At 67.5% G+C, this 6,931-nt stretch carries 11 protein-coding genes; all 11 read left to right on the forward strand.

From position 1 onward, the window contains the following. Positions 1-563 (forward strand): hypothetical protein (locus AQI94_RS41910; RefSeq protein WP_208611883.1); only part of this gene is annotated, 563 nt, incomplete at its 5' end. Next, a complete protein-coding gene (locus tag AQI94_RS41915; protein ID WP_030498679.1) occupies positions 550-834 on the forward strand; it encodes a hypothetical protein in 285 nt (94 codons plus the stop codon). The genes AQI94_RS41910 and AQI94_RS41915, both read left to right, overlap by 14 nt. Continuing rightward, a complete protein-coding gene (locus tag AQI94_RS41920; protein WP_030498678.1) occupies positions 815-1,516 on the forward strand; it encodes a hypothetical protein in 702 nt (233 codons plus the stop codon). Before AQI94_RS41915 ends, AQI94_RS41920 begins: the two co-directional genes overlap by 20 nt. An 86-nt stretch (positions 1,517-1,602) precedes the next feature. Beyond that, positions 1,603-2,787: a hypothetical protein gene (locus AQI94_RS41925; RefSeq protein ID WP_030498677.1), complete on the forward strand. Its 1,185-nt coding sequence runs from the start codon at positions 1,603-1,605 to the stop codon at positions 2,785-2,787. 172 nt (positions 2,788-2,959) lie between these two features. After that, entirely contained in the window at positions 2,960-3,565 is a 606-nt protein-coding gene (locus AQI94_RS41930; protein WP_031059555.1) for a hypothetical protein, read from the forward strand. Then, the gene (locus AQI94_RS41935) at positions 3,565-3,828 is read left to right on the forward strand and encodes a hypothetical protein (protein WP_030498676.1); all 264 of its coding nucleotides are present in this window, start codon (positions 3,565-3,567) and stop codon (positions 3,826-3,828) included. The genes AQI94_RS41930 and AQI94_RS41935 overlap by 1 nt, the downstream gene beginning before the upstream one ends. 4 nt (positions 3,829-3,832) lie before the next feature. After that, positions 3,833-3,988 carry a hypothetical protein gene (locus AQI94_RS44910; RefSeq protein ID WP_158806480.1) on the forward strand — a complete coding sequence of 52 codons (156 nt, stop codon included), beginning with the start codon at positions 3,833-3,835 and terminating at the stop codon, positions 3,986-3,988. A gap of 122 nt (positions 3,989-4,110) precedes the next feature. Next, the gene (locus tag AQI94_RS41940; protein ID WP_158806478.1) at positions 4,111-4,956 is read left to right on the forward strand and encodes a hypothetical protein; all 846 of its coding nucleotides are present in this window, start codon (positions 4,111-4,113) and stop codon (positions 4,954-4,956) included. A gap of 1 nt (position 4,957) precedes the next feature. After that, positions 4,958-5,974, forward strand: a complete 1,017-nt coding sequence (locus tag AQI94_RS41945; protein WP_030498674.1) for a fibronectin type III domain-containing protein — start codon at positions 4,958-4,960, stop codon at positions 5,972-5,974. A 13-nt stretch (positions 5,975-5,987) separates the two neighbouring features. After that, positions 5,988-6,383 (forward strand): hypothetical protein, encoded by a 396-nt coding sequence (locus AQI94_RS41950; protein WP_030498673.1) that lies wholly within the window; start codon positions 5,988-5,990, stop codon positions 6,381-6,383. Between the two features lie 12 nt (positions 6,384-6,395). After that, positions 6,396-6,931: hypothetical protein (locus AQI94_RS41955; RefSeq protein ID WP_208611884.1), on the forward strand; the 536-nt coding region annotated here is incomplete at its 3' end.

A 6,931-nucleotide genomic window follows, 5' to 3' on the forward strand; every position in this document is an offset into this window, starting at 1 on the left:
CGGTGGACAAGGACGGGAACCCGTCTCTCAACAAGGACGGCAGCTTCCGCAAGAAGCGCAAGGACGCGGGCGGTGGCCGGAAGGCGTCCGCGGCGCGGCCCGCCAGTCCGGCCGGAAAGGTCGAGGCTGACCGCAGGGCCCGCTACGTCGAGACCACGGCCGGGACGCTCCAGCCGCTCGCGGCGGTGCTGAGCATCGTCGATCCGGTGGACGGCTTCTGCGCGAGCCAGCTGGTGAACCCGTGGTCCGAGGTGATCGCGGATCTCGCGCTCCAGTATCCGCAGGTCGCCGCGGCGCTCGAGAAAGCTCAGATGGTCGGTCCGCTGTCCGGTCTGCTCGGTGTGGGTCTCATGACGTTCATGCAATTCGGCCACAACCACGGCAAGGTTCCGGCGCACATGGCCACCATGTTCGGTGCCCGCCCGCGGACCGAGATCGAGCAGATTCTGAAGCAGCGTGGCGAGCAGCTGGCCGCGCAGGCCGAGCAGCGTGCGGCCGAGCAGGACCAGGCCGAGCACGTGGCCGCGTACCAGGAGGAGGCGCGCGAGCATGTCGCAGTCTGACGAGATGCAGTACGCCACGGCGGAGGTGCCGGCCGCGGTCGCGTATCAGGCCGCGGTGGAGCGGGCCGGCCGCACGCAGCACGCCCTGATCCTGTCGGAGGCTCAGGTCTTGGTCTGGAAGCAGCGCTATGCCGAGGTGCTCCAGGCCGCGGAAGGGTGGGAGCGCGAAGCACTCCGGCTCCGGGGGGAGTTGGGGGGTGATCAGGATGCCACCGAGGACACGGACGCGCCCGGCTACGCCGCAGCAGTCGGTGAAGCTGATCGACCGTAAGACGTTCATCACCCGCGTGTGGAAGTACCACGGCGGGGAGCACGTGAGTTTCATCGGGCCGACCGGATCGGGCAAGACGAGGCTCGCGCTGGAGCTGCTCGCGGTGTCGGTGTCGGAGGAACTGACCGGCTACATCACGGTCATGAAGGCCCGTGACAAGACGGTGGGTGACTTCCTGCGGTCGCACGAGGGATGGAAGCGCACTCTCACCTATCCGCCGCCGCCCCAGATCCCGGGCAAGAAGCCTCTCGGGTGGGTGGTGTGGCCGCACCACACCAACGACCCCGAGGCGGACGAACGGCGGCACGAGGAACTGTTCCACCGGATGCACCGTCAGCTGTACGTCAAGGGCGACAACATCATCTTTGATGACGAGGTGGTGTCCCTGGTCCGCGAGATGAACATGAAGCCGGATCTCACCCGTATCTGGACCAAGGGCCGGTCCATCGGCGCGGGTCTGTGGGGGGCGACCCAGCGGCCGGCCATGGTGCCCCTGGAGATGTACGACCAGGCTCAGCACCTGTTCCTCGCGAACATCAAGGACAAGCGGTCGCAGGACCGGTTCGGCGAAATCGCGGGCGTAGACCCCGAGTTGGTGGTCTCAGTGGTGCGGGCTCTGCCTAAGTACCACTGGCTCTACATCCGCCAGGAGGAGGGCGTGATGTGTGTGGTCGGTCCTTGACTTTACCCAAATGGTTGCCTGAGGCAACCGAATAGGTTTAATGTCTGAACAAAGTGCCCGCCCTCGGGCATCCAAGGAGGCAACCCATGAGCATGACCGCGACCGAGGCTCCGGCCAAGGCTCCGGCCAAGGGCGGGAAGGGTCAGCAGCAGCAGGTCGTTGCGGCCCGCCCGTTCGTCACCGGCACGCGCACGCTGGAGAGTGAGGTCTACACCCAGACCGCCACTCAGACCACGGGGACGCAGGCCCTGACCCCGTATGAGTTCCAGGTGGACGGCTACCTGTCCGGCGCGGTCATCCGCGTCACGGCCACCACGGCGGGCAACTCCGCGGCCACCGCGTTCAACGCGGACGGCCCGTTCAACGTGCTGCAGTCGGTGATCGTCGAGGACATCGGCGGTAAGCAGATTCTCGGCCCGCTGGACGGCTGGAAGCTGTACGTCCTCAACCGGTTCGGCGGGTTCGTCTACAACGCCGACGCCAAGGCGAACGGTGTCTTCACCGTGACCACGGGCTCCGGCGCCACCGGTGGTTCCTACCGGTTCACGCTGCGCGTGCCGATCCAGGTGCGGCGCCGTGACGCGCTGGGCTCGCTGCCCAACCGCAACGCCTCGGCCACGTTCAAGCTGAAGCTCACGCTCAACACCAGCGCCGCGGTGTACAGCGTGGCGCCGACCGCCGCTGCGTCCATCAACGTGCAGGTGCAGCAGCACGGTTGGGCGACCTCGGACAATCGCGACTACAAGGGGAACGGCGTCTCGGGCACCCCGAACGGTGTGGGCTCGCTGCTGTACACCGACGTCGAGACCATCCAGCTGTCCTCGGGCGCCTTCAACCAGCGGATGAGCACGTTCGGCGGTCTGCTGCGCCTCCTGGTGTTCGAGCTCCGCGACAACACCGGATCGCGCGCGCAGGGTGAACTCGACTTCCCGTCTCTCTTTGAGATGGAGATCGACAAGGTCAAGTGCTTCAGCCGCTCCCCGATCACGTGGGAGCACCTCATGTCCGAGGACTACGGCACGAACGCGACCGCGGAGTCGACGACCGCCACGAACACCAAGCCGGACGGTGTGTTCGTCCTGCACTGGCTCGACGACTTCGGTCTGCAGCCGGGCGCGGAGAACGGGTTCCGCTACCAGCCGGTCACCCCCAGCACGGCGGTGCAGCTGATCGGCACCATCGGCGGTTCGGGTGCGCACACCCTCGGGATCACGAAGAACTACTGGTCCCCCGTGAACGACGACCCCCGCCAGCTGACGGGCGGTCGCTGAAACCTACGGCCCCGTAGGTTCCGCACCCGGAGAGGAACACCCCATGAACATGCTCATGCCCGACCTCGGCAAGGTCGTGTACTTCGCCCTCGGCACCTTCCTCGGCGGCAAGCTGCTGTCCAAGCTCAAGGGCGCCTGACCCGTGGCCAAGGGCGGCACTGGAATCAGCAGCATGCATCTGGCCATTGCGGCCGGGGGCGGCGTGTTCCTGTATGCCGCCCTGCGCGGGGTCTCCCCGCTCCAGGCCCTCAAGGACGTCACGTCCGGCTCACCGCCGGCTGTCTCGACCGAGGGCAAGAAGATCACCACGGCCTCGGGGGATCTGGACCCGAACTACGTGCCGGGCGGCTCCGGCTCGACGAACTGGAACGGGGTCTACAAGCGCACCACGGGCGTCCCCAAGGCTCTTCAGACCCCGCTCACGTTCATCGCCGCGCTCAACACCCATGCGGGCGAGACGTACAGCCAGGCAGACCGGTGGGGGCGCAGGTCGAGTGACTGCTCCAGCTTCGCGGGCAAGGGGCTGCTCGATATCGGCATCACCCCGCCCGGGGGGTCGAACACCACGGCGTACCTGGGCTCCGGCCAGTGGGTGAAGGTCTCGGCTCCCAAGATGGGGGACATCGCCGTGAACGGCCAGCACATGATCGTCTGCACCGACGGCTCCCACGGGATCGGGCAGCAGAACCCGAGGCGCAACGTGCAGCGCGACACGATCGACAACCTCATGGCGAACAGCGGATCTTTCGAGTTCCGCCGCTACAGGGGGTGGATGTGATGGCTGAGTCCACCGGGCCGATCCTGGCCATCGGGGCGATCACCCTCGCCAACCGCACCGTCTTCAACGACCGCGCCGTGGACTGGAAGGTGCCCATTGCCACGGCCATGGCCGCGGTCATCTTCGCGGGCGCGGAGCAGGCGGTAGGGCCGGCCGCGAAAGCGGTCGCCTACCTCGCGCTCGTCACGGTCGTGTTCGCGCGCGTCGATCGCACCGTCCCTTCCCCCGCGGAGTCCGCACTCCGCTGGTTCAACGAAAGGTAAGCCCATGACCACGGCGGAGAAGATCGCCATGGGGATCATCGGGATCGGCATGGCCACCACGCTGGTTCTCCCCGGGCGACAGACGTCCAAGATCATCGATTCGATCAGCAGCCTGTTCCGCGGCAGCCTCGCCACGGCCATGGCCGCGCCCCGGAGGTGACGTCATGTCGACAAACCTCCGCAACGCTGTGATCTTCGGTGCGGGTCTCGCGGTCGGCATGGCCATCGGCAATGCCGCCCTCGCGTGGACCAAGCGCACCCTTAGCTGAAAGGGGGCCAGCGGTGGCCGCTTACAGCGGGAACATCCTGCGGATGAAGGCTCCGCAGGACCCCAGCATCAACCCGGGGGGCCCCGATGACGCGCACGCGGCGCCATCGGGCCCCGAGGGCGTACCCGACTTCCGTGCGGTCGAGATCACCGTCCCGGGTGACCTCGGCACCGAGTACGCCGGTCTGACCATGGACGACGGTGTGTCCCGCGCCATCACCGCGGGACAGCCGGGTCTTGGGTGGAACGCGCCCGAGTCCGCCATGGTGCCGATCGGCTCCGGGTCCACCCCTGCCGGGTACGCGCCGAACTGGAGCACCTCGGACCCGCACAACGCGCAGGTGGACACCTCCTACGCGGCAGCGGCGCGCGGAGCCATCGCGGGCAGTCCCTACCACGGCCAGTACTCCGGCGCGCACGCGGCCGGGGACGACACGGAGCCGTACTCGCGCGCCAATCCGGTGGGCGTGGCCGGCACCAGCTTCCTTGAGCGGCTGGTCGACTTCCCCAAAGAGATGTGGGCGGAGCCGTCCGGGGCGGGCGCGGACAAGTTCATCGGCGGAACGAACAGCTACCACTCCAGCAACCCGGACGGTGACAACTACACCAACCGGTGGGGTGCCCGCGTTCACTGGGGGTTCGAGACCGACTACTTCGTCCACACCCCGATGTACCAGGACAAGACCCCGCAGACCTACGACCGGCGCACCTCGCCGGTCACCTCGCGGGACCCGCTGGTCGGCGGTGCCTACGCGAACACCCCGAGCATGGGGCAGCTGGCGGCGAACCCGTGGCTGACCGAGCTCGGGGAGTCGGCTGTCCCGGGCGGCTACGGCGTCCCCGTCGACGGGGTGGTCTGACGTGCCCGAGTTCCTGGAAGGCACCGTGGACGTCCCCGGCGCGGGCAAGGTCAAGAAGCGGTACATCCTGATCCCCGCAGGGCTCGCCGGGGTGTACGTGGCATGGCGCTGGTATCAGGCGAGCCAGACGGACCCGAGCAGCGACGGCGGTCAGTCGAGCGGCCTCTACAGCTCGGACGACCTCTCCGAGTACGGGGCCTCGACCACCGGGGGCTCCACCACGGTCACCGGCAACACCGGATCGACGACCACGGACGGCACCACCTCGACCGTCGACACGAACGCGGAGTGGACGCGGGACGCCACCGAGCAGCTGGCGAACCAGGGCTACGACGGGGCCGCGGTCACCGCGGCCCTGGGCGAGTTCCTGGCGCGCCACGCCCTCGACAAGACCGAGGCGTCCATTGCCAACGCCGCAATCGCGGTGTCCGGTCAGCCTCCCGAGAACCGGCCCTGGTCGGTCATCGAGGAGGCGTCCACCGGCACCGGCACGCTGCCGGCCCCGACGAACCTGCGCGCGTGGGACACCACCACCTCGACCCAGATCGGGTTCCAGTGGGACGCGGTGCCGGGCGCCCTGCTCTACCGGATCTACCGCACCGACATCGGTACGGAACCGGTCGGGGACAGCATCGACACCAAGGCTTGGGCCAAGGGACTGTCCCCGAACAAGAGCTACAGCTTCTACGTCGTGCCGGTCGGTACCACGGGGAAGCAGGGCGGGAAGTCCTCGGTCTACACGGCCAAGACCAAGCCGGTCACGCTCACCGCACCGACCGGGCTGAAAGCCTCCGCCGTGACCAAGACCAGTTTCCGGGTGACGTGCAACAAGGTCACCGGGGCGCAGTACTACCGGTGGTACGTCAACGGCCACGCCTCGGGTGCCAGTGACCAGCCGTACCGCGACTTCACCGGCCTGAGGCCGAACACCTCGTACAAGATCACGGTGGCCGCGGACACCTCCAACCAGAACCCGGGCAAGCAATCAGGCTCGCTGCCCGTCAAGACCAAGAAGTGAGGAGGGCGACGAGATGAAGCCCGATGCAGAGATCAGTATCGCCCTGGCCACCTCGGTCATGGCCTACGGCGCCTATCAGCTGGCACTCCCGTCCACCGCGGACATCCGCTCCCTGGAGCCCGGGAACAAGGACATCCAGGCATCCGAGCGGGTGGCCGCGTGGGTGGCCGCGGGCGGGGTCTCCCTGGTCGCGCTGCTGACCAAGTCGCCGGCCGTGTTCACCCTCGGCGGTGCGACCGTCATCGCCGCGTCCTGGATGACCAGGCATGCCGATCAGGTGTCCAACGTGACCAAGAAGGCGTCCGGCGCGATCCCGCTTCCGGCGCAGGGTCCCGAGGGCGTGGTCGGTGACGAGGTGTCCACCGTGCAGCAGCTCCCGACGACACCCATCTACGGCGTAGCGGTCTGATCGGGGCGGGTTGTGGCCAATGACAAGTACGGAATTCCGCCCGGGGGAAACAACGGGCCGTATTCCACAAAGTACTGGGCGGGAATTCACTACGCCCTCCCGTGGCAGGAACTTCTAGCCGGTATTGCTCTCGCCGGTTGGAAGAAAGACCAGTGGGCGACCGCCGCCGCTGTCTGTGCTGCCGAGTCAGGCCGCAACCCGTTCGTCTACAACACCTACAAGAAAGGCCATTTCGGTCTGTTCCAGATCAGCCGGGCCGCGTGGCCTGCGTTCTTCCCGTCCTCGGGCGATATGGAATTGCAGTGGTGCGCGCCGTGGCTCGCGCTTCCGCAGGCTTACAAGATCTGGCAGCAGCAGGGATGGAAGGCGTGGGAGGGATACACGAATGGTCGGTACCTCTCCTATCTCCCCGTGGCCAAGGCGCAAGCGGAGCTATTCGCAGGCCGAACGGGAACGCACGGGGGCGACGAAATCGGCTACTGGAAGTCGCTGTCTCCCTCGAAAACCACGACCGGCTATGTGCTCAAGGCCGCGGGCGTCACGGGCGC

It is taken from the genome of Streptomyces pseudovenezuelae (assembly GCF_001513955.1).
Taxonomy (GTDB): domain Bacteria; phylum Actinomycetota; class Actinomycetes; order Streptomycetales; family Streptomycetaceae; genus Streptomyces; species Streptomyces pseudovenezuelae.